Raw genomic sequence first — 22,797 nt, forward strand, 5'->3', positions numbered from 1 at the left:
GAACATGCAGAACTCAGCTGATCCCGCACGGATCGTCATCGGAGACGATCATCCGCTCTATCGTGAAGGCCTCGCGCAGCTTGCCGCCTCCATGTTTCCTTCCGCATCGGTTGAATCCTTCGGCACGCTGCAGGAGGTTTTCGATCACGCGCTGTGCGGTGAGGCGCCGCAGCTGTTCTTGCTCGACATCATGTTCCCAGGCATGGAGATCTCGATATCGCTACCCGAACTCCGACGCCGATTTCCCTTTGCCTCGATCCTGCTGGTATCCATGCTCGATGATCCGGCTATCGTTTCCCTCGCGCTCCGTTCGGGTGCCGACGGATTTGTCAACAAGGCCGCCGACAGGGAGCGCTGCATCAGATCAATCAGGGCTGTGCTCGATGGTGAATATGTGATCGAGGAGGGCCAGTCGTCGCCCACGTCCTTTCAGCTGCCGGCAGGCAGCCAGCTTACCCTGACGGCCCGGCAGAGGGCCGTTCTGGATCTTCTCGAGGGCGGCGCGTCGAACAAGGTCATTGCACGCGAACTTGACATATCGCATCTCACCGTGCGGCTGCATGTCTCGTCATTGCTTCGGCTTCTAGGCGTGACGCGGCGGCAGGACGTTATCGGTAAAGCTCGCCTGCTCGGGCTGGCTGCGATGCAAGATCAACCCCGCCAAAGGCTGCGCAATGGATCTCCGGACTCGGCTCAGTGACATGTCGAGTGGCCCAGTCGGCGATGACCTAGGACACATCTTCGGCGGTAAGCGGCTCGCCATCAAGCTGATGCCGGTGGTTGGTCGAGAGGGAGAAGCCACGGCAAGGCGCGCGGACGTCGGGACGATATCAGGAAGATCGCGGACTTCCTGCCCGAGCTCAACGTGACCTGCCGTCCGCCAGCGAGGCCGGAGAGCCGCCCGACCTGTCCTCTTGCGGCGCCTCCTTCGAAAACGGCGGCTGGATCGAACTGCTTTTCGACGTGACGACCAGCTTGTGCTGGCCTGGATCGACGCGTTCCAGATTGGTTGAAAGCGGCCACAGCTGCAGCGCACCGTCGGATTGTCGATGGGATCTGAGGCCACCTGCGTGTCGGGCGGAGAGGCTTCAAACCATCCCGGCCGACTTCTTCACGACCCCTCCGCGCTTGCGATGCCGATAGCGAATTGGCGAGTGCCGACAGGCTCTCTCAAAGCCTGAGGCACTATGGGTTTGCATGCTAGAGTCTCGGTCACGCACAGCGAACAAGATTTTCAGCCAGTGACCAGGCCTGCTTGAACTGCTTCACGCCTCCTTCGAAGCAGAGCTCGGAGCGTAGCAAGCACAATTAGGCCGACAGTAACCAGCAGACATAGCCCCGCAAACAAATCATCAACTCGGCCATAAATGGTCGAGATCTGCCGGGACGGAACCTCGGCTATCGCGATACCCCCCCTATCCTCGAAGGAATTCACGCGCCTGAGGATGCGGCCAATCGGGTCGATGACGATTGACAGTCCGTTGCTGGTCGCACGAACAACCGAGAAGCCGCTTTCAATAGCGCGGAAGCGAACCATTTCTCCATGTAGCGGGGTAATCTCCGGCCAGTCATTCGCCGGAATGGCCAAAACGTCGATACCTCGCGCGGCAGCCTGGCGGGAGAGGGCCGGAAAATCAGCGTCGAAACAGATCATGGCACCAAGTCGTCCATAAGGTGTATCGAGCGTCGGGATCATGCCATCGCCTGCCCGGATCGGCTCGCCCGGCACCGGCTTGGCCTTGTGGTAGATGAAGGCGAGATCGCCTTTAGGCGTGAAGGCCATGGCCTTGTTTTCGAGCGGCGCTTCAGGATCCCTCGGTGCCACGGCCGCACCGACAATCAGGTAGACACCGGTTGCCTTCGCGAAGGCCTTTGCTTCGGCAATGAACACTTCCTCGATCGGCTTGTCGTACTGCGCTGCCGACTCGTACCAGACTATGATCTTCGCTCCCTCCTCGGCAGCTTGGCGCGAACGTTCGAACAGCTTGCCCCAGCGGCCCCGCGCCTTCAGGTTGCGGCAACGAACATCCGCGCGGTCGTTGCAACCTTCAAAGAATTTATCCGCAACGTCGGCAGGGTTGCTGAGCGCCGCTACGCGAACCTTGGGCGAATCCTCGAACGACATCTGCTGGCGCACGAGACCATATCCGAGCACACCGACCAGACAGAGGGCGAAGACCACGGCAGCAAAGGACGGCCTCGGTGCGGGACTGGTCAACATCGAGGCAAAGATGCTGGCGCACCAGCCGATCAGGAAGGTAATGCCCCATATGCCCATAACCGAGGCAAGCTGCGCGAGCGGACCGACATTGAGCTGGGTGTATGCTTCATTGCCCCAGGTACCGAACGGAGCGCCCGAGGCAGCAATGTATGACAGAGCCGTTGCGGCAGCCGGGAACACCAGCGTGCCCGTGAAGCGGTCGACTTGGGGTGCGGCAAGCCGGTGGAGGGCATACGGCACGGTCGATACAAGTCCCCCGATCACGCTCAGCGCGATGTATTCGGCTTCTGGCACAGGCAGGGCGCCCCGAAACATGAGGTAGCCCGCGACCGACCAGACGCCTGCCGTGACTAGCACGCCGATCCAGACGCGCGTAGTCATTACAAAGACAAGCAAAAGTGCAGGAGCAAGCCATGCGCCCAAGGCGGTTCCCGTCATACCATTGCTATAACAGGCAGCGAGTGCGCCACCCGCGAGTGCGGCCCAACGCCAGGCGGAAATCGACATGACTAGCTTAGTCCTTATGCAACTTGATGCATATCAGGTAGCCAGCATCATCGCGTTATGCAATAGTGTGCATATCTGCCAGGGAGTCCGGACTTGTCGCTTCGTCACCTCATCCTCGCCGTCCTGCTCAAGGAGCCGTCTTCAGGCTACCAAGTCACACAGGAGTTCGATCTGGTGGCTGGGTTTTTCTGGAAAGCGAAGCATCAGCAGGTTTATCGCGAGCTCTCCGCGCTGACGAAGACAGGGCACGTGGAGTTCAAAGCCGTCGAACAAAGCGGGAAGCCTGACAAGAAGGTCTATTCGATCACGCGGGCAGGTATCGATGAGTTCAACGCATGGTTTGCCACACCCACCCGGACACCGCGCGCGCACGACCCTCTGATGATCAAGTTTTTTGCTGGCGGCGAACGTACTGACGAACTGGCCCGCCAGCTGAGCCTGTCGATCGTTGAGCACGAGCAGGCCCTTGCTGCCCTAAGGAAAGTGGAGAGCGAACACTATGCTGAGCCGCCCGATCAGATGCCCCGTTGGAAGCTGTGCATCTATCTAAGTCTTCAACTCGGGATCGAGCGGGAGATTGCATGGCTTGAGTGGGCGGCGAGGAGCGCCAAGGTGTTGGCCCAGCACGTGTCCGATGATCAGGTTGAGTAGCGAAGGAACCTGGAGATGGCCACGGGCAACCGCATCACACTTTCCGTCGCGCTCGCAGGCGTGCCGTGTTCGCAAATGATAAAGCGTCGTCGGATTTCTGGATTGACGAGCGTTGAACTGGGAGTGGCCACAGCTGCGAAAATGGCGCCGAGAAATAGGTCCGCCCCCCAATCCTTTTTTCAATCTCATCGGCATCTCAATTCAATGACGCTCCATTCCAATCTGGACGGACGTCCCGCAAAGCGTTCCACCTCGCGATCAACGCATTTCTGACGTGGAGATCGCCTATCCACTGAATCCCCCCGGATCAGGCGATCAAGGTCAATGACGTCCTGCAGATCCTGAGATAATAGCGCGCCGATGGCAAGCCTGCCCTCCCTCAAGGCTATGAGGTTGGCCCTCGCGCGCGCAAGGCGATCCAGCTGTGATGGTGCTTCAGCCGAAGAAGGGGCGGCTGGCAAAAAGACGTGTCCGGAAGAACTGGAGGCTGACTGCGCGAGGACGGGCGCGGCCCACACCAACACCACCATGGCAGACATGATAGTAACTCGATGCACCATGCCGCGTTGACCTTTTTCTGTCACCACATCCGAAGGGAGGTCGATAATTTGCCCGACTGCATGAGCTGCAGACTAGCCGGGGCACACCTGCCGGCAACGGCCGTGATGCACTACTACATTGTAACGAAAGTCCGTTGCGGCCTGCTGGACTAGCATGGGAGCGCCTCTATCACGTGGAATGTCCATTCATGCTGTTTCGCATCCGCTTCGGTATCGTTCTGCTGTTCGCAGCATTAGGCGCAAATGCACCGGCCGGCGCTCAGTACGCGCCCTACCCTTGCACTTGGGCTGCGGGCGAACGTCAGGTCGGCCAAACCATGCAGGGGCCGGTGGTTGTCCCCCTGTGTATCAATGAAGCTCCCGGCCAGGCTTCCAGTTCATCGCCCGGGGGGACCTATGCCGCGTTCGCGTTCCATGAGGATGCATCGGATATCTGGATCGACGGAAGTTACGTCGGGCCCAACCACTTCGGGGCTCGCACCTCGCTGGAACAGTGCACCCGTGCAATGGGAAGTGGTTGCCAGTCCGGCGGTACCTGGGGGAATGCCACGCTGGTCGTCTACCGAAATGGGCGGGGCGTGTTGTTCTGGGCATTGGCTTACGACAAGGCAAGCGTGGCGAAAGCCCGGAAGGATTGTCAGGGCAACGCGTTCCTTCCTTGCGAGCAGGTCTACAAATTTGGATCGAGCACACGCGAACATTTTCCAGGGCTGGAGGTCCGCAAGCGTTACCTTGCCGCGGCCTGGGTCGCTGGTGAAAAAGGGTATGACGGGAAACTCTATATCGCCAGCGGAGAGCCTACCTTCCGCTCTGCTGCCGACAAGGCGATAATGGCGTGTCAGGTTGCGACCGGCGCGCCCGAATGTACGCTGATCGACTATACCGCCGATGGCATCCTGCTGACCTTTCGTTCGGACGCCAATGACGGCGCCCTGGTCGAAACAACTGCTGCACGCGCCATCAAGGCCGCGCAAGGGAGGTGTAAGAAAGCCAAGGTCAGATGCACCCTTCAGGCGCAGTTCGATGCGCGAAAGGCTGGACAGTTTGTCCACGAATTCAGCCCCGGTAGCCAGCCCCAATAGATGCACGAACCTACGGGATGAGGACAGCTCCGCGGCGGAGGGGGCACCGGGAGCAATGGTCAGGTGCAATAGCAGGATGCCGTACATCGCGCCCGACAGGGCGCACGCCAGGTAGAGCACTGAGAACGCGGCGCACACGCAACGGCGCGATTCGTTTCCCCCCCGGAGCCATACAACTAACGCTGCGCCAATCCCGATAGCCCGGAGAACGAGATCTAACGGAACGAGCAGCGAACTGGCAGGCGTACGCCAGATATCTGGCTTTCGAACGCAAAGCCGATCTTGAGAATTTTTCACGGCCTGCCTGACCGTGCCGAACTGCAGTGAACTAGTACCTCATCGTTGGTTCGGACGCAGAGTATGGCTGTCTACGCTGCTCGCCCGACTTGCGCACAAGAGATTTCCCATGCCTCCCCTTCTCGCTGCCAGCCTGCTTGCCCTCAGCCAAACTGCATCGCACCCTGAGCAGCCGCGTGGCCCCGGACTCCCGGAGGAGTTTCGCGGTGAGTGGGTTAGCGATCCGGGACTTTGTCATGCCAACCCGTCTGCTTCCGCTCTCTGGCAGATATCGGAATATGGAATGGTGACCGAGGAGGGCGCCGCTGAAATACTCTCGCTCACGTGGGTGGCCGAATCTCCCATCACCTACGATGCGCTGGTCGAGATTTCTGGGGGTGGTGGCCGGTCGCGCGCAATCATGCGATTGACCACCGATCCGCGTCGGCTCGCAATGGATCTTGCTGACCTCGAAGGCAACAACGAGTTGCCGAGCCGGCTGTGGCGTTGTGCGGATCCTGTCCCTGCTGCGTTTGTCGGCGAGTGGGCGGCCGACGCAAAGGATTGCGGTCTGCCTTACGCAAGCACTTGGATGACGCCCCGCGGCTTCATCCATCCCGAAATCGCGGAGCGAACGTTGCTGGTCGAGCCAGTTGCGGGGACTGAACGGGAGATTGTGATGGACGCAACGATGTCAATCTCTGGCAGCACCTTCGATGAACGCCGCGTCCTGCGCCTGTCGCGGGACAACAAGACACTAACAGTTTTGAGCCTCGGCCAGATCGAGCGCGCCTCCGGGGATTCCGATTGGGAGCCAGATCCATATGCAGCGTTCCGCACTTCGGGCAATCCGGAAAACGTAGAAGTGTTGCGCCGCTGTCCGGCTGCTCCCTGAAACCATACTAAAGTGCGAAATTCAGCATGTATGCGGAACATCGGATGAGCCGAGCTGATCGATATGGTCAACATTGCAGCGCCCCGAACAAGTACCGGTCGGCCGAAAGATAAGGATACTCGTGTCGCTTCAAGGCAAGCCTCGCAAAATCTTCAAATACGCTAGCTTGCTGTCCGGCGCGGCCATTATGTTATCGGTCTCCGCAGTCTGCGGTGCGCTCTACGTGAGGAGCAAGGCGCAGGAGGCGAGTGCGTCTGTCCAGAAGATCGTTGCGCCAAGCGGGATCGACGAGGCGCGCTATGTCACGGTCGGCGGCGTCAGGCAGTGGATCACGGTGCGCGGGCAGGACCGGTCGCAACCCGTCCTGCTGTTCTTGCATGGTGGTCCTGGTGACACGGTCTCTGACATGGCCTACGCTTTCAAGCGCCCCTGGGAGGACTACTTCACAGTTGTCCAATGGGATCAGCGCGGCTTTGGGCGTTCAGCTATCGATCAACGTAAGCTCGCCGGGTCGGTCACCAGAGACCAGATCACCAGCGACGGAATAGAACTGTCAGAATATCTTCGCAATCGCTTCGGCCAACGGAAGATCTTCATCATGGGACACTCATGGGGCTCCCTGGTAGGTCTCGAAATCGCCCACCGCCGCCCGGACTTGTTGCATGCACTGGTCACGACTGGGCAGGTCGTGGCGTGGGAGGATGGTTGGGCCGAACGGCGCAAGCTGCTCATGGAAGAGGCGCGGCAGATGGGCGACATCGACACGTTCGCGCAGATGGAGCGGCTTGGGCCTCCGCCCAGGTCAGGAGAGTTCGATGAGCTGCGAGACTGGATCCTGCAAATCCCCGTAAGGGAGACCGGACATTCTTGGCACAGTGACGACGGCAGTTCGCTCGCCTTTCCAATGATGGCCCTATTTTCACCGACGGCCGAAATTTCGGACATGGCAGCTCTCCTCCTCCCGGATGCGACCTACGAAACAAACATGCGCGATGTCTTCAGGTCGGCGCGCGGCTGGACAGCGCAAGGCAGTGTCGGAAGTGAGCTCAAAGTGCCCTGGATCGTCATGCAGGGCTCGCATGACTGGCAAACGCCGACCCACATGGCACGGAACTACTTTGACCGAGTCTGCGCGCCTTGGAAGAAATGGATCGAATTCCGGAATTCGGCTCATCAGGTGCCCTTGGAAGAACCAGGTCGAACAATGGCTGCTCTTGTTGGTGACGTACTCCCTGCGAAGGACGGCAGAAGGGCGGCGGAGAGCGAGACGTGCCCTGTAAAGCCTTGAGCGAAGCTCGCATGGCAACAACATGGATGACCCTGTTCTCATGCCCGGTCCTCCCTACACAAGGTACTTCGCTGGAGAGGCTGACCATGAAGCTTCGATCGTAAACGAGCATGCTGTTGAGGCGGAACGGCGACAGGGCGACCTCCCCCTAGCCCGCTCGCGACATCAGTGCGTAGCAGAGGCGGCATCTAAAGCCGATCAGCGAGATTCAAGATCCGCAATCCGCGCGCAAGATCCTTTGGTGGCACCCTGCACCAGCAACGCTCATACCAAAGTCATTAGGTGTCTCGTCATCGACCGCATGCCCCTGCGGCAATCCACGAACTTGTTTGGGGAGGCACTTGCATCGGAGCCGCTTTCGGCCGGGGATTAACCCCTTACCACCCCCGCGGACTGTTGATACGGTCGGCTCGACGCAGGCGGCGTGCGGCGGACCGGCGTCCGGAGAGGGAGCCAATGCCTCTAAACCGATCAGTCGCCGCCGAAGCTGCCGATCCTCAATGTACTTACATCGGGCGCCATGACGTCCGATGAGAAAGAATCAGTCGACTTGCAGAGGGTCCCGCGGCTTGCGCATATCGCCTTGAGAAGTTCATCGAGCCGATCGTTCCCGCTCTCGGAATACCTGACGAACACACCGGCACTTCCGTCCAGCCCCACCCAGCTGGTCATCAAAATGCTGACGCCGCTGCCCATGATCTGGCACTTGGCCTTGGAGGGATTGGCCTGTGCGCAATGTTGGAGGGCATAGCGCTCTGCCTCTTCCCGGCTCGGCATGCCCCGGCTGAACCAAGCCCTCCCGGATTGCACCACCCTGCCGCCTGGAGCAGCAACCGCCCCAAAGGCCGCCTTGTTCGAATAGAGCGTCGCCGTCTGGTCGCCGTGCGCCCCGGCAAGGCGAAGCGAAAGCACGGGGCACGGGATGATCTGGCCGGGCGTGCGATCGCACAGGCGATGCGCGTCGGCGATAGCACCAGCTCGGTCATCGCCTTTGCCCAGGAACATCTCGCCACGGTCATTAACGGCGACGGCCGAGTAGCCATTGACGTGGAAGCCCATGGCCCGGCAGCCTGCGCCGAACACACCCGAGCACAGCGCCAGCGCGGCGGCTTCCGCAGTGGCTGCATCCAGATGGCCGCCACTCGCAAAGGGCGGTCCCTTCAGCAGCGGATGCACCGCAAACCCATCGTAGCGATCACGGTGGAGACGCGGCTCGATCACATCCCAGTCAGGCCCGCACAGCGGCACCGGCGCGCCCGATGCGCCGTCGCTACCGACGACCTTCATCTCCCCGCCCATCGGACCGGCAGGACAGGCCACGAAAGCACGCGCACTGGGTTCAAGTGGCTGCTTGTGAACGCCGTTGCGACCCAACCCGAGAAGGGCATCGGTACAGCCCGCGGCAGTGCCAGCAGACACGTTGCACTTCACATAGCCTCCGCTCCGGAAGACGAACCCCTGACGGGCATCGATAAGGGCCTGCAACTTGGTGTATTCGTCCATCGAAAATTGGCGCGGCGGACTGAACATGATCCTGAAAAACGGTTTGGATATCGGCGTGATCATGCCCTCGGTGCAGGCCTGCTCCTTGCCCGGCGCAACTTCGCGCAAGCACTGTTGCAAGGCCGCCTTCCGCGCGTCGGCTTCGGTCGGATAGTTGATCACGAGCGCATAGCCATAGCGTTCGCCATCAGAGTGCTGGTTGATGCCGACCCACGTCGGGAACCAGATGAAGGCGCCAAACCGCTGCTCCCATCCGTTAGGCGGCGGCGGCGCCTTGACCCTGGCCCGAATGGCACGCGAATCCGGCGCGGCGGACCCATCGATGACGCAGAGCGGCGTGCCGGCAACGCCGTTGCCGGATTGCGTCGTGCCGACCATCCGCTCGCCCGGAGCACCGCTGCACGGAGACTGTGCCTGGGCCGGACTGGCAGGTGCTACAGTGATTGAGACGATGCCTAGCGCACCCACAGCCGCGGCTTTCCAAATGGAGCGCGAAAGGACACTCAAACCCTGCTTGCGATGCTTCCGCCAAGTCGCCACCTCGCCCAACTCCCCAACATAAGACTGCCTCAGTGTGCAACTTCGTACCCAGAGAAGGCCGCCTTCATAAGCGGCTGCAGGAACTAGTTCATATTTGGGCTACTGCCGCGAACGCGCCCGCCATCGGCAATCATGTAGCAGTGCATCATGCCGATTGCCGACCGGTGCACCTCGACTAGATTGCTGCGTCATCTTTGGAGGCATCATGGTCCTTTTTCGCTTGGGGCCCTTCGCTATGTTGTCGGCGATGGCCCTTGCGTTCCTCGGGATGGCGTCGCCTGCCCAAGCGCAGGTGCCCTGCACAGGCGCGCCCGGCGAACAAATGGTGGCAGTCAAGACCGAACCGGGCGGGGCTACGGTCCCGCTGTGCATCCCTGGCGCAGCTCCAGGAGCTCCGACCACCGCAGTGTCACGGGGCACCCACGCCGCATTCGCCTATCATGAGGACGCATCGGATATCTGGGTCGACGGGCGATATACCGGGCCGCGCCATTCCGGAGAGCGCATCTCGCTAGAACGATGCAACCATGTGATGGGAGGTGGCTGCCGGTCCGGGGGTGGCTGGGGCAACTCCACGATGGTGGTCTTTCGCAGTGCACGCGGTGTCCTGTTCTGGGCGTGGACGTATGACGAGGAAAGCATCGCAACGGCTCAGAAGGCGTGCCGTAGCGACGCCTTTCTTCCTTGCGAGCAGGTGTTCAAGTACGGGTCCGGCACGCGACAACATTTTCCCGGCAGCGAAGCCCGTAAACGCTACCTTGCCGCGGCCTGGGTCAATGGCGCGGAAGGGTACGACGGCAAACTCTACATCTCGAGCGGCGAGCTGACCTACGCAGCGGCTGCGGACAAGGCCATCAATGCCTGCCAGATCGCGACGGACGGACGTGAATGTGCCGTCATCGAGTTTGCGGCCGATGGCGTGTTGCAGGCCTACCGCTCGAATGACGAACATGGGGTGCTGACCGAGACAACCGCAGCGCGGGCAATGAAGGCAGTTCGAGGAAAATGCACGAAGGCCAGGGTCAAATGCACCCTTCAGGCGCAGTTCGATGCCCGAAGAACCGGACAGTTCGTCCACGACTTCACGCAGGGCGGTAAGGCCGGGCCTGGCTGATTCCGGAACGAACCGATCGCGGATCGAGAAACGATGTACCTTCTCTCAACTCGACAGCTTCTCGCGATCGCTTTTGCGGCGCTCGCCGTCTGCACTGCCGGGGCAGCAGCAGGGCAGGAATCGCCGTCGAACCCTCCTCCGCCTTTCATTAGAGGCGACATAACCTCCCCAACTGCCGAACCTGCCCAAGCCTACTTGAGAGGCCACGCAGCACTGTTTGCCGAACGCGAGGACATTGCGATCCGCATGTTCCGGGAAGGATGTCAGAAGCAGGAGCCGCGAAGCTGTTTCAATGTTGCGCAAATGATCGTTGACCAACTGAATGCCCAGCCTGCTCCGAGGTCACCTGATCCGAGCATGATCGTGACCATCATTGAAGGCTACACCGCTGCCTGTGACCTGGAGCTTCAGCTCGGCTGCACCAAACTGATCCACTATTTGCGATCTCCTGACTACGGGCTTCAGGACCTCGGCAGGGCGCGCACGCTCGCCCACTCGGCTTGCGAAGCGAAGGAGCCCGAAGCCTGCGGCGAGCTTGCCGAAATATACTATCGGGGTGAAGGCGTCGATGTCGATCTGCCGAAGGCGGCGGCTCTCTTCTATGAAGCATGTCATTCCGACGGACCCGCCTCGAATTGCTTCAATTATGGACTGATGCTCGACAAGGGACAGGTTCGGGACGAAACTTCAGTCGGCCCATCCTACTATTACTGGACAGGATGCCGCCGCGGCTCCGACGAGGCCTGTATCAACCTTGCGGTTGCGCTTGCAGGCTTGCCGGAAGTGCCAGACAATCTGGATATCGCGAGTGGGCTTCTCGAGCAGGTGTGCAAGCGCGGATCTAGGATTGCCTGCACGAACCTCGCGGTCCTCACGCTCGATCATCGCCTGGGAGCCGAACCGCCAGCGACAGCGGCGATTTTCTACCGGAAGGCCTGTGAGGCCGGCGACGGGGCAGCATGCAGGGGACTTGGGAACCTCGCTCAGGAAGGCGTCAAGCAGGCGGGTGCGCCGCGCGAGGCCATCGGCCTTTTCGAAAAGGGCTGTGAGCTTGGCTCGGGCCCCTCATGTTACAACGCTGGACTGATGCATCTCATCGGTTTCGAAACCGCCGAACAGCCATTGCTCGGCCTTCACTGGTTCGCGAAGGGCTGCACGCTAGGTTCGGCTGCGAGCTGTGCCGGTGCCGCGATGGCTAGCTATGTTCCGAAGCCGACGCACCCCAATCTGGGTGTTGATGCCGCGCGGCGCTGGCTCGGGCAGGCGCGGGCGCTCAATCCAACCGATCCAATCGTTCTCTCGCTTGAAGCCTGGCTCCCTGATGACGAAACGGATGCGTCGGCCCCTGCATCACCGCCGCCTCCTCTGGCGCCGCGGCCATAATGCGGTGCCCTTGGCTACGACAGCCCATCTGATCAGCATCGGGATGTCTGGTCAGTTGCCGTCCACGTGGCCTGCCATTTTTGACTAGGAGCTGGTCTGGCGGAAGGGAGGCAGTCCTTCGATGCACCAAATGACGAACAGCGCGAATGCGATGATGAATGGGCCGATTGCCTGCAAACGGGCCGAGAACTGCGCTTCATCACTGTTCATAACCCTGTCGTCATCGTTCGCTTGCTCCCGTCATCGGCGAGAGCAATCAGCCCAGCACAATTGGTGGCGGAGTACCCATGCTTGAGATTTGCAAGCTGAGAAAGACGTACCGCGGCAATCTGCGTGCCCTTGATGGGATCGATCTGGTCCTGGGGCCCGGAATGTTCGGCCTGCTCGGTCCCAATGGCGCGGGCAAGAGCACACTCATGCGTACTCTCGCCGGCCTGCAGCCGCCTGACGCCGGGAGCATCCGCTTTGCCGGCATCGACGTGCTTGCCGACCCATTCGCACTGCGCAGGCGGCTAGGCTATTTGCCCCAATCCTTCGGAGCCTATCCCTATATTGGCTGCCGGGCCCTGTTGCGCCACATGGCCGTGCTAAAGGGATTGCCGGATGACGCCACGACCACGCGTCAGATCGACAGCCTTATCGAACTCACCAATCTGACGGCCCATGCGTCGCGGCCCGTCACGAAGTTCTCTGGAGGGATGCGCCAGCGCTTTGGCATCGCACAAGCATTGCTGGGCGATCCTGACCTGCTCATTCTCGATGAACCCACCGCCGGGCTCGACCCGGAAGAACGGCTGCGCCTCTACAACCTTCTCAGCCAGCTCAGCAATGAGCGCATTGTGCTGCTGTCTACCCATATCGTCGACGACATCGAGCAACTGTGCAGTGAAGTCGCCATTATCCATGCGGGCCGGATCGTTGCCCGTGGATCCACCGATGCGCTGGTCGGAGACATAACCGGATTCATCTGGGAAGGACCATCTCTGGCAGATCCCGTATCGGATGCCGTGCTGCTCAATTCCGCCTTCCGTCGCGGGGCTCCGATACATCGTTATCGAAGCATGACCTGTCCGGGCGACGGATTTTCTGCGGCAAAGCCTACCCTTGAGGATCGTTATTTTGACGAGCTGCGCCGGGCGCAGGCGGCATCATGCTAAATCAGTTACAGTGGCGCAACGAATGGCGCCTGCAATCACGCAACCCGCTCGTCTGGATCGCACTTGCGATCACGGCTGGCTTTAGCCTGGTCATCGCCGACGGCAGCCCGGCAGACCCTGGTACGCCTGCCGTTGCAGCGCTGCTGCGAACGAATCTGTTCATTCCCGCCTTTATCCTGCCGTTCCTCGCCGGCGCGCTCGGCCCGCTATACTACCTGCGAGAGAGTGATCACGGCATGGCGGAGCTGTTCGGGGCCTATCCGATACCATTGCGCCAGTGGCTGGCCATGCGTCTTGGCAACTTTTCCATTGTCCTTGTGGGCGCATGCCTGATCGCGCAGTTCGCCTTTGTCGTGGTACTTGCAGGCGAGCATCCGGGGCATGTGTCGTCGATGATGGGCCATTCGGCCTTGTGGCTGTTGGCGCTGCACCTTCCCTCTTGCCTCGTCTGGGCGAGCACGCTGGCGTGGGTGGCATGCCGCACGGGGGGAAGCGGGTTCCTGTACGCTGCGGCCGCCATCGGTTGGATCGCCTATCTGGCGGTCGCCAGTTTGATCGGCCTGCCGCTCATCGCGGGAAGCGAAATGGTATTCCCCGGGCTGTGGCAAGCGATGCTGGTCCTCGATCCCTATGGCGCCACCACAATGACAAGCGCCATGCCCCGAAGTGGGTTCCTGCAATCGCGCGAGGTGAATCTGGCGCTGGGCAGGGCCGTGTGGCTGACGATCTGCCTTCTTATGCTCAGAGGGATCCGAGACAGGCCTAACCAGGCCGAGCAAGACACCAAAGCCAGCGGGCCCATAGTCCAGGCCATAAAGTGCATTGGCAAGTTCCGCAGCCGCTGGTTCAACCACCGTGAATACAGCAGCTTTGCACTTCATTTGCGATACGTCCTGCGCGATCGGATTTTCGTGCTTATGATCGCAGGCTGGTTTGCCATGATCTTTCCTGAAGCATTTGCCGGGCCGGATTACGCCGAAGAATTGTCGCGCGTTCTGCCGGACAGCCGCGATGCGCTCAACCGAGTGATGTGGGATGTGGTGCCTTTCGCAGGGGCACTGCTGCTTCTCTATGTGGCCGACAGGGCCTGCCGGATGTACCCGGCCACGCGGATGCACGAGCTTTACGCGGCCACACCGCATCGACCGGCGCGTCTCATGCTCGTCCAGATCGCAAGCCTGTGGTGCATAGCCGCCATCTTCCTGGCCCTTGCCGGCACGAGCGTAGTCATTGCGCAATGGCTCAAGGGATCCGCCATTCAGCCCATCGAGTTCGCCCGCCAGCTAGGCTTTACGCTTCCTGTCTGGCTGCTGATGGCCGCAGCCTTCGCGGCCCTGCATGCTCTTGTGCGCCCGCGGTTTGTGGCAAACCTCGCGTGCCTGCTTCTGGCCGTGCTGGGCTTCACCAGTCTCGCCCCCCGGTTAGGGCTTGAGCACCCGCTCTGGCGCCCGCTGTTCACCCCGTTAGCCGAGCCGGACCATTACTGGGGGTTCGAAGGGAGCCTGTCCGGACACATCCAATACTTGTTGTTCTGGTTGCCAGCATGCCTTGCTGTAGTTTGCCTGGCGACGGCCTGGCATCACCGGACCCTTCCGATGCGCCAGCCATCGCGCCGCCGCGTCCTGCGCGAACCTGCGGGACTGCTCGCTGCTGCATTCTTGGGGTTCGCTGCCTGGCAAGGCACCCTCATCGATCAAAAATTGCGGAATGAAGGTCTGCTGGTCCCGTCGGACGTGCGGATAGCGCAACGTGCCGATTACGAGCGGCGCTATGCCGCGTGGCTGCAGCGCCCGCAGCCGGAAATCGAACACATCGGCGCCGAGATTGATGTCCGGCAACGCGAAGGTCGGGTCAGCATCCGCGCGCGGCTTCGCCTCATCAATCGTACCGCTGGCCCGGTTTCCGAGATCCTGGTCGGCCGGAACCCTTTCGATCAGGGCAGCACCGTCAGGCTTGCGAATGCATCGATCCTTCGCCGGGATGTTGTACTCGGCCAGACGATCTATCGAATGCACCTTCCGCTTGCACCAGGTGACACAGTCGATCTCGACTTCGAAACGGAGCTGACCCAGTCGGGGCTTGAAGGCGCCTCTTTCCCATTTGTCCTGCGCCCGTCGTTCAGCAGCGTGCCCATCCACGCCATTTTGCCAGTGGTCGGCTTCAAGCGCGAACTGACGCTCCGTGATCCCGTCACGCGGCAGCAACAGGGCCTCGCTCCGCTCAGGCTGCTCCCCCCGTCGGCATTGCCCTCTCCGCCTGCCGGTTCGCTTACGCGCGACCTCGTCAGGCTTGACACAATTGTCATGACCGACAGCCAATATCACGTTGTCGCGCAGGGTGATCGCGTCAGCAGCCGTCAAGGAAAAGGACGCAGCACCTTCCACTATCGGACCGCCGGGCCGATCCGGAACCTTCCGGTGTTCTACGCCGTGCCATGGAAGCCGCAGGTCTGGACAGCCGGCGCCTTGACGATCGAGACCTATTCGCCCGAGAGCCTCGAAGACGATGATCCCAATCTTCTGGCAATGCGTGACACGCTGGCCTGGCTGGGGCGTGACATCGCACCCTATCCGGGCAATGCCCTGCGACTTGTCGCCATTCCTGACATTGGGCCAAGCGGCTATGCCTATCCCCAGATCATGGAGATATCGCACCGCCTCGGCTTTCGCGCCGAGCCACAACCTGGTGCCGGGTTTAGCCAGGTCTATCGCCGCGCCGCGCATGAGACCGCGCACCAATGGTTCGGACATCTGCTCGGACACGGAGTCGCCGAGGAACGCGGTTTTCTGGTCGAGTCGCTGGCAAAGTACGCTGAACTTGTGATGATCGAGCGCCGGTATGGCAAACGAGCAATGGAGGCGCTGGTCCGGTTTGAACGGGATCGCTATCGGAAGGCGAGACTCGAAGCGGATCAGCCTGTTGCCCCGCTAATCGATGCGGAAGCCAGTGAAGACATGTATTCGCGCGCCACGCTTGTGTTCGCCTGCGCCCGGTCAAGGTTTGGCGACAAGCCTCTCATTGACGCGCTCAAGAGTATGGCAGACCGAAGCAAAGCGACCCGTACGCCTGCCAGGTCCATTGAGTTCACTAGCGCCATCACTGCCAATGTCGTGCCCTCGATGCGCAAGCAGGTCGCCGCGCTCTTCCTATCGTCTAACCCGCTCGAGGATCAGCTCACCGGTCTTGGTTGTGTATTCGACTGAGGCAGATTGGCGTGAGTGCCCGCTCTTCGCCGGGCGTGCGGCGAGGGACACCTATCCTGTGGTTGCATGCCGCTCATAAGAGGTCGAGGCTTCCAATAGGTCAGCAGAAGCGGCGGGTGCCTGCGAGCCGGGCTAGGCGACGAATTTGCAACCAGCGGGACATACGCAGGCAATGCCGAGTTATCGCCGATGTTGACCACTGATCTGGTCGAGGTGGATGAATAAGCGCAGTGCCATTCGCAGGCTCGGACCTCAGACCATCTGTGATGGCCGCAAGCGTGTCGCAAAATGAAGCGGTGACGGGCAATTTACGACGTTAAGTTAAAGCTGCATCGCTTGTGACGGATTGGGACCTGGGGGGCGAATCCGGCCTGCATGCAGATCAATGATCGTCTGGCTCCAACGGCCTTCGCAGCCCGCCTAAAGCATCACGGATGCTCGAAAATGCCGATCGCACGTGCCTTGGGCGCCACATCATCTCTGCGACTGACGCCGAAGATCCGCAGGAGAGAGGAGACGTGCAGGCGCACGGTGAGATGAGAGATGCCGAGCGCCCGGGCGATGACCTTGTTGGAGGCCCCTTCGGACAGCAGCGCAAGAACTTCGCTCTGACGAGCGGTAAGCACGATCGGGGCCTTCTCCGCGTGCGCCGCGAGCCCGCTCGCATTGCCCTTCTGCGCGATAACGAACTCGCCGGCCAGAATCCGGCCAATCGCTGAAATGCACTGTTCGCGTGCCGCACCCTTGTGAACGAACCCGTCACTGCCCGATTGCATCGCCTGCATGATCAAAGTGATATCGTCATCGGCAGCAAACGTGACGATCGCTGCCCTGCGATGCTGTTTGCGCAATTGAGATAGAGCAAGGCCGGCCATCATTCCGGGCAAGGCCAGATCGATGAGGAACAGATCAGGGTGAAAGCCCCGTTCGGCCAGACCGGCCAAGTCGGTCATCGAATCGGCGTGGAAGACCTTCGCACCAGGGCACACACGCTCCACCAACTGCGTAAGGGCATCACGGAACAGCGGCAGCGTCTCGGCTAACGCCACAAGCTCCACGTGAAGGCTGTCCGCGCTGTGCGAAGAAGGCTGAGTGCCAGAATCGTGGGTTACGCCTGCAGGATGGAGCGGCAATCCGAAAGACTGCTCCGGCGTCGACGGGGGGCATGAGCAAAAACCGGCCTCCCGGGCCATGGACGAATACGGCCCCTGATTTCCGTGGCGCCGACCGAGCATCAGTGCCACGACGGTTTCCGCCAAGGCCTGATCGGAAGCGCCGGCCCCTTTGCAAGACAGGGATCCGGTCTGGAGCTTACTGCAACGGGGTTGGTCAGAAGATCGATTGCGTCGAGCGGGCCTATGCCAAGGTCGGGTGCCTGGTCTGACGCCAGGGGGCGTACCAGCGTGAACTTGCTTGGCAATCTGGAACCGGCAAGGCCGAAGTTTCCAGCCAGCAAATCGGTCCCGTCCAGCGCTTCAACGCCGCCACAACAGGCCTCACCAAGTAGGAGCGACTCCTGCATTTATCCTCCGCTTTGCAGCAAGTTCGCTGCCTGCGGCTTGAGGTCCACGCAACGGCACAGTGATCGATGGCGGCATTGCCGTGACAAACATTCGCCAGCTACCGGCGATTGCAGTTTATCAGCAGAACTCCCCCATTCGTCATCTTTGGCTTCCGTTCCGACAGCTCTATGACCAAGGCTCAACGAGGGAGCATCGGGGAAGGCACGTGGAGCAGTTCAGAGATCTGACGCGTAGCCGTTTCCTGCTTCTCTCGTTGCCTGTGATATCGGCGGGGCTGATAGTGAGCCTGGCTGATCAATTGGCCGCCGCTGACGTGTCATGGAGCGCATTCGCCAAACATACCGGCCAAACCGGAGCGCTCCTCTTACCGGCTTTGAGCGCTCATATTGCGGCCTGTCGCTGGCCTCTATGGCCTGCGATATTCATCTGGCTGGCCGGCCTACTGGCTTACCCCTCAATTCTCGGCATAGTCGCGCCCAAATTTAACCTCGCGACATGGGAATGGGGCCTGGTGGCGGGATGCAGCCTCATTTTCCTGGCGCTGCACCCAGATGCGCGAACACGCGGCGACAGATCGACTGCAGCCGGGCCACCGATACTTCGGGTGCCGATCACGCTCGACGGCACGATCGGCATCTTGCTGATCTTGTGGGTGCTGATCTGCACCTCACTTTTTGCATCTACCCCAGACGCTGTGCGCAACCAGCCGCTGGACACCTGGTTTGACGGGCAGCGTATCCTGTCCGAACCTGGCGAGACCTTGTGGTATATGACGCAGCTCACTGTAATGGCTGGCGTCTTGTTCGGATGGTACTGGGTGTGCCGCTACATTATGGTGCAGCGTGTGCTGCGGCAGCTGGGTATTGTGCCCTTTGCGTTTGCACTGGTCGGATGTGTGGTCTTGGCTACGCCATTGGCAGCCACCATTGGCATCGCTATGCCACTTAACATCCCAGAATGGACGTTAACCCCGTCCGAAAGCCACAATCCCTTCGATCCGATCAACTACCGGTTCACCATTTGGCTGACGGCCATCCTGATCCCGGTTCTGTTGATAGTCGAGCGGCTGCAGGCCGAACAGACTCAAGCCAGCGCCAGGCATGAGACGGTACGGGCCGAACTCTACTTGCTGCAGCAGCAGATCAATCCGCACTTCCTGTTCAACACCCTCAACACTCTTTATGCGCTGTGCCTCAGAAACCGGACCGAGAGCGCAAGCGCCGTCGTCAAGCTGTCCGATCTGTTGCGCTATGTGGTTTATCGCGGCCAGGCCAAATGCGTCGGGCTCGACGAGGAGATCGCCTATATCACGAACTACCTCGATTTGCAGCAACTGCGGTTCGGGCACCGCTGCACCTTGCAAACCAGCTGGCCTCTTTCACGGGACAGGCTCGGCCTGCCGCCGCTGCTACTCATCATGCTCGTCGAAAACGCCTTCAAGCACGGGGTGGAGCCGCTCGATGGACCATGTACGGTGCAAATCAGAGCGGAAGTTCGGGGACGGACACTCTGTTTCGAGTGCATCAATTCTCTTCGGAGTGAACCTCAGGACAGCGCGCCGGGCACAGGCCTTGCAAACTTGCGTCGACGGCTGGAACTGCTCTGTGGTCCTGACTTCGAACTTAGCAGCGGACCGGATCAGGGGGAATGGCGCGCGCGGCTTCAACTGGAGCTGGTTCTGTGTTGAAGGTGCTGATCGTCGACGATGAGCCGCTAGCGCACGATGTGCTGGCGCACCTATGCGAGCGCGAAGGCGATATCGAGATCGTTGCGCATTGCCTGAATGCCTCCGAAGCCCTCACCCAGTTGGAGAAGCAGACGGTCGACCTGATGCTTCTGGATATCCGCATGCCGGTCTTTGGCGGACTCGACCTGTTGCGCGGCGTCCACAATCCACCTCTTACGATTATTGTCAGCGCGCATCAGGAGCACGCCTATGAAGGTTTCGAACTTGACGTGATTGACTACCTGTTGAAGCCAGTGAGTTCTGCTCGGTTCGCCGAGGCTATTGCCAAGGTCCGTCGCAGGCGTATCCTCACTAACCCGGACGCATGCGAAGAACCAAAAGAGATTGTGCTGAAGGTTGATCGCGCCATGCGGCGTTTCCGCTTCGACGATATCACCTGCGTCCACGCGCGAGGCAATTATGTGGCGGTTTGTGCCGGTGATCAAACTTTGTTGGCTACCATCACGATGAAAGAGTTGTTGTCGCAGCTTCCAGCGAGGCATTTCATTCGGGTTCACCGCAGCTGCATCGTCAACCGTCAGCGGATTGTAGAGCAGCGCGCCAGTCAAGTGCTGCTCGACGACGGCCAGGTTGTCCCGATCGGGCGATCTTATCGAAAAGCAGGTAAAAACAGCTTTGCTCGGCCTGCAACATAGGTTCGTTTACCTACAACGGCGATCTTTATTGCAACCTAGCCAACACCTTTGCAAACCTACGAGCGGCAGGGTTCAACGTGTAAGGCCAGCATACGCAACGATTTGGAAACCTCTTCGGATCGCGGTTTAATACCGACCTCCTTGTGCAGCACGCTCTTTTTGGGCTTGCGCGAACGAACCCGCGACTGACCGCGAGCGGCATCAGCTCACTATCGCTTACTGAGAGTTCAGTCCATGCGTTGTATGGACGAAAAGTAGGCCATCATAGCCATCCTGCAGTCTAAACGCTATTTCGGGTAACTGCGAATAATCAATCGCACGATTGGCGACAGGCTGCAGATTCTTGAATTTCCGCAGATCCACAAACGCTCGCCTTCTGCCTAGCGCAGCCAAAGCCGTTTCAAGAGCATCGGGTCGCGTTGCCGGAAGTGCCGCAAGGTCGGCAAAGTTTGCAGCCTGCCCGACGAGAGCTGGAATTATGTCGCGGCTGTACGTGCCTGTGTAAGATATAGTCGCAATCGAATAAACCGCTTTCGGCCCGTAATATCGACGCAGTGCCTCGCCGACATAGGTGCGCTCACCAATAGAACGCCTAGTTTCAGACTTTGCTAGCATTTTTATGGTGGGATCATCACTATCGTAGAATGACCATTTGTCCGTCAACCCGTGATTGTTGTGAAGCCACACGATGATCTTGCGGTCGGGATAAAGTTTTTCTGCAAGCCAGATGAGGTTGTCCGCCATTCCCGGATCGCGGTATTCGCCCGAGAGGTTGCGTTTAAGGCTTTCCGCGACCTGTCGCCAGAACAGTGTCGCTTCGTCTTCCCCTCTAAGGTTTGCAGCCAGCGTATCGACGTGCTTGACCAGATCAGAGAATGCATCCTCCGTGACCGGCGGTTTCTCATGTGGATGCAGCAACCGGCGCAGCGTGCTGCCAGCATTTGCGGCCTCCTGAGGATCGCTTTCAGGAAGCCTGCTCAGTTGCTCGACCAACTCTTGCGGAAGCAATTCGCGGCTCCATTTACCAACAAGTTTAGTGTCCATTCCTGCAAGATCTATTCGGTGCCCATTCCTACGCCGCTCATCGACGAAGGACCAGAGATTTTCAGCGGCCTTTGATTGACTCCAGAAAGAATAAACATTCTCATCTGCGTAAGATTTTAAGCCGCCTCCATTGACTACCACCTGCCATCCGCGATGCATCGCAAAGAAATCAGCTTCGAACACGATCACATCAAAATCATGCCTGGTCGACAGGTAACGAACGATGTCAGAGCGCAAGGCTATCGCTCCTCCATCGCCGTGCCAGGGTTCGCCAAGAAGAACAAAGCGGGCGTTTTGGACGGCAGCATCCAACTCCGGGATTGCCTGATCATCGCGAATCTCAACCGAGGCTTCCGCAACAACAGTCGCTGGTGACAAGTACACCTCGGGCGTCGCAGCTCCCGAAGCAATAAGTGTTGTCAGGCCAATAAGAGGAAGCATTTTCATACACCCAGAAATAAAAGCGAATTCCGCCTTGTTCCACATCGCGATCGGCCTAGTGCATCAAATCCTATGACCCGGACGGAAAGCGTAAGGCTCGAGGGAAGCGCGAAGAAGGCGAAGACACCGCGTAACCAAAGTGTTGGTAGGCCGTGTTGACAAAAGGGATTCCCATTTGGCCCGAGTTCTGATTCAAGACTGCTTTTTGAGGAGCAGTCATGGGTCGTGGAGACTTGTCGGATGCGGAGTGGGAACTGATCGGGCCGCTGCTGCCGGCTGAGCGTGGTCGCTGGGCGCGTCCCGCTGGGGATAATCGGCGCTTTCTCAACGACATGCTCCACGTGCTGCGGGTCGGCTGCCCCTGGCGCGACATGCACGAGCGCTACGGCAAGTGGAACTCGGTCTATGTCCGGTTCCGGCGCTGGGCTGAGCAGGGCGTCTGGGATGCGCTGCTGCAAACGCTGGTCGATCTCGGGCTGACCGACTACTGGCAGCACATGATCGACAGCACCAGCGTTCGCGGCCATGTCTCGGCAGCGGGCGGAAAAGGGGGGGCTTGTACGAACGCTCTTGGTCGATCACGCGGCGGTTTTACGAGCAAGATCCACGCCCGCTGCGACAATCAGGGACTGCCTCTCGGCTTCATCCTGACCGGCGGCGAGGCCTCCGATTACACCGCTGCTGAGCCGCTGATGGAGATCCCGGTCACTACGCACAAGGCGCTGCTGGCAGACAAAGGCTACGATGGTGATCGCTTCCGTGAGAGCCTGCTGATCCGGGGCATCCTGCCGATCATCCCGCCCCGTTCGAACCGCAAGGTGCCCGAGCATCCTGACTATCGCCGCTACCGGGATCGCAACCGCGTCGAGCGCATGTTCGGCAAGCTCAAGCAGCAGCGTCGGATCGCCACCCGCTACGACAAGACCATCCTCTCCTTCGAGAGCTTCCTCAACCTCGCCGCCGCCCGCCTATGGCTGAAATCTTTTGTCAACGCGACCTAAATCAATGCCCGGGCTAGGTCGTCAGG

Annotated in this window: 16 protein-coding genes; 12 read left to right on the plus strand and 4 right to left on the minus strand. The window is 60.1% G+C overall.

The features are described from left to right. Positions 1 to 4 precede the first annotated feature (4 nt). Positions 5 to 700 (plus strand): LuxR C-terminal-related transcriptional regulator, encoded by a 696-nt coding sequence (locus CBR61_RS14125; protein WP_088914946.1) that lies wholly within the window; start codon positions 5 to 7, stop codon positions 698 to 700. Positions 701 to 1,234: 534 nt separating this feature from the next. Here CBR61_RS14125 and CBR61_RS14130 read toward each other — a convergent pair. After that, positions 1,235 to 2,728, minus strand: coding sequence for an apolipoprotein N-acyltransferase (locus tag CBR61_RS14130; protein ID WP_088914947.1), 1,494 nt, complete (start codon positions 2,726 to 2,728; stop codon positions 1,235 to 1,237). A gap of 93 nt (positions 2,729 to 2,821) precedes the next feature. On the opposite strand from CBR61_RS14130, the gene CBR61_RS14135 reads away from it, so the two are divergent. The 4 genes from CBR61_RS14135 to CBR61_RS14150 all read left to right on the plus strand — a co-directional run bounded on the left by CBR61_RS14135 (position 2,822) and on the right by CBR61_RS14150 (position 7,480). Continuing rightward, positions 2,822 to 3,379, plus strand: coding sequence for a PadR family transcriptional regulator (locus CBR61_RS14135; protein ID WP_088914948.1), 558 nt, complete (start codon positions 2,822 to 2,824; stop codon positions 3,377 to 3,379). A 748-nt stretch (positions 3,380 to 4,127) separates the two neighbouring features. After that, on the plus strand, positions 4,128 to 5,021 hold the full coding sequence (locus tag CBR61_RS16920) for a hypothetical protein (protein ID WP_157696610.1): 894 nt from the start codon (positions 4,128 to 4,130) through the stop codon (positions 5,019 to 5,021). Positions 5,022 to 5,601: 580 nt separating this feature from the next. Next, entirely contained in the window at positions 5,602 to 6,192 is a 591-nt protein-coding gene (locus tag CBR61_RS14145) for a hypothetical protein (RefSeq protein WP_088914950.1), read from the plus strand. Between the two features lie 73 nt (positions 6,193 to 6,265). Continuing rightward, entirely contained in the window at positions 6,266 to 7,480 is a 1,215-nt protein-coding gene (locus CBR61_RS14150; protein ID WP_157696611.1) for an alpha/beta hydrolase, read from the plus strand. A 471-nt stretch (positions 7,481 to 7,951) separates the two neighbouring features. On the opposite strand, the gene CBR61_RS14155 is transcribed toward CBR61_RS14150, so the two are convergent. Continuing rightward, entirely contained in the window at positions 7,952 to 9,361 is a 1,410-nt protein-coding gene (locus CBR61_RS14155) for a DUF4189 domain-containing protein (RefSeq protein ID WP_088914952.1), read from the minus strand. 739 nt (positions 9,362 to 10,100) lie between these two features. Here CBR61_RS14155 and CBR61_RS14160 point away from each other — a divergent pair. The 4 genes from CBR61_RS14160 to CBR61_RS14175 all read left to right on the plus strand — a co-directional run bounded on the left by CBR61_RS14160 (position 10,101) and on the right by CBR61_RS14175 (position 16,380). Next, positions 10,101 to 10,637 (plus strand): hypothetical protein, encoded by a 537-nt coding sequence (locus tag CBR61_RS14160; protein ID WP_088914953.1) that lies wholly within the window; start codon positions 10,101 to 10,103, stop codon positions 10,635 to 10,637. A gap of 357 nt (positions 10,638 to 10,994) precedes the next feature. Further along, the gene (locus CBR61_RS14165) at positions 10,995 to 12,020 is read left to right on the plus strand and encodes a tetratricopeptide repeat protein (RefSeq protein ID WP_088914954.1); all 1,026 of its coding nucleotides are present in this window, start codon (positions 10,995 to 10,997) and stop codon (positions 12,018 to 12,020) included. Positions 12,021 to 12,307: 287 nt separating this feature from the next. Next, positions 12,308 to 13,177: an ABC transporter ATP-binding protein gene (locus tag CBR61_RS14170; RefSeq protein WP_088914955.1), complete on the plus strand. Its 870-nt coding sequence runs from the start codon at positions 12,308 to 12,310 to the stop codon at positions 13,175 to 13,177. Next, complete coding sequence (locus CBR61_RS14175; RefSeq protein WP_088914956.1) at positions 13,171 to 16,380, plus strand: hypothetical protein; 3,210 nt, start codon at positions 13,171 to 13,173, stop codon at positions 16,378 to 16,380. The genes CBR61_RS14170 and CBR61_RS14175 overlap by 7 nt, the downstream gene beginning before the upstream one ends. A 428-nt stretch (positions 16,381 to 16,808) precedes the next feature. Here CBR61_RS14175 and CBR61_RS14180 read toward each other — a convergent pair whose 3' ends face one another. After that, positions 16,809 to 17,615, minus strand: coding sequence for a LuxR C-terminal-related transcriptional regulator (locus tag CBR61_RS14180; protein ID WP_088914957.1), 807 nt, complete (start codon positions 17,613 to 17,615; stop codon positions 16,809 to 16,811). A 346-nt stretch (positions 17,616 to 17,961) separates the two neighbouring features. Between CBR61_RS14180 and CBR61_RS14185 the strand changes: the two genes are divergently transcribed. Further along, positions 17,962 to 19,590 carry a sensor histidine kinase gene (locus CBR61_RS14185; protein ID WP_157696614.1) on the plus strand — a complete coding sequence of 543 codons (1,629 nt, stop codon included), beginning with the start codon at positions 17,962 to 17,964 and terminating at the stop codon, positions 19,588 to 19,590. 2 nt (positions 19,591 to 19,592) lie between these two features. Continuing rightward, positions 19,593 to 20,285, plus strand: a complete 693-nt coding sequence (locus CBR61_RS14190) for a LytR/AlgR family response regulator transcription factor (protein ID WP_233996974.1) — start codon at positions 19,593 to 19,595, stop codon at positions 20,283 to 20,285. A gap of 216 nt (positions 20,286 to 20,501) precedes the next feature. On the opposite strand, the gene CBR61_RS14195 is transcribed toward CBR61_RS14190, so the two are convergent. Next, the gene (locus tag CBR61_RS14195; RefSeq protein ID WP_088914960.1) at positions 20,502 to 21,815 is read right to left on the minus strand and encodes an erythromycin esterase family protein; all 1,314 of its coding nucleotides are present in this window, start codon (positions 21,813 to 21,815) and stop codon (positions 20,502 to 20,504) included. Between the two features lie 173 nt (positions 21,816 to 21,988). Here CBR61_RS14195 and CBR61_RS14200 point away from each other — a divergent pair, with 173 nt between their 5' ends. After that, complete coding sequence (locus tag CBR61_RS14200; protein WP_088914961.1) at positions 21,989 to 22,771, plus strand: IS5 family transposase; 783 nt, start codon at positions 21,989 to 21,991, stop codon at positions 22,769 to 22,771. Positions 22,772 to 22,797 lie beyond the last annotated feature (26 nt).

The organism is Porphyrobacter sp. CACIAM 03H1 (assembly GCF_002215495.1).
In the GTDB taxonomy this organism is placed as follows: Bacteria; Pseudomonadota; Alphaproteobacteria; order Sphingomonadales; family Sphingomonadaceae; genus Erythrobacter.